Raw genomic sequence first — 924 nt, forward strand, 5'->3', positions numbered from 1 at the left:
GTGTAAATGTTCGATTCCGCGTTCGATCGGGCTGATCTTTTGCGAAGCGATGTGATCGGCGTCGGTTTGAAAACGACCTCGCTCGATGATCGTGTGCGTAGCAATGTGACGATGGTTCTCGTCAAAGATTCTCACCAGATGACTGTCATGACGAACCCATACATCGCGTCCCAAGTACTCCGGTGGAACACTGTAAAAAGAACGGTTGACCGAGATGTATCCGTCGCGAGATACCTTTCGCTTGGCTTCGTGATAGAACTCGAACCGGCTCAGTGGAAGCTTGGCTAGCGATGGTTTTTCGATGTATTCAAAGCACGCCAAGACCTGCTTTCGCGTGGTGCCGTGAATGCGTGTATCGGCGACCGTGCTTTCCCAATGATGGAGGTGTTCATTTTGTGCCGCGAGTGTTTCAAACTCTCGGCCGCGAAGCGCGTTCTCTTGCACGTAGTCGACGCCACGTTCGACCTTGCCTTTATGGCGTGGCGTTCGCACTCGTGTTGGCAAGAATGCACATCCATAGTGCTTGCAGAAGTCGACCAGCTTGGGATTCAATTCAGGGTCGTGCCAATCAGGCGTTTTGACGGCACACTTGGCGTTATCAAAAACGACTCGCTGCGGCACTCCGCCGAGCGCCCAAAAACAGTTCTCCAAAGCTCGAATGAAACTCTCGGTGTCTTGCCGAAAGACGGCTTCGCTGTAACCCTTTCGTGAGTGACTCAAGACGGCGCGGAAGACATGCGTTCGTCGATGGGTTCCATCTTGGTTTCGGATCTTGGCGCCGGTGCCGAAGTCGACTTGCAGTTCTTCACCGGGCAGGACTTCCATCCGCCGAAATGGAAGCTGGGTGCTCGCCCCGAGTGCTTTGACGAAACGGTTGACCGACCAGTAACTGACGCTTGATCCGTGTTCGGCGACGAGGTCTTG

1 protein-coding gene is annotated in these 924 nt (G+C 54.1%); it reads right to left on the reverse strand.

Annotation, left to right across the window (positions count from 1 at the left end; translation table 11 throughout):
- Positions 1-924: IS21 family transposase (istA, locus tag RMSM_RS00810; RefSeq protein WP_144057265.1), on the reverse strand; the 924-nt coding region annotated here is incomplete at both ends.

Source organism: Rhodopirellula maiorica SM1, from assembly GCF_000346295.1.
GTDB classification, from domain to species: domain Bacteria; phylum Planctomycetota; class Planctomycetia; order Pirellulales; family Pirellulaceae; genus Novipirellula; species Novipirellula maiorica.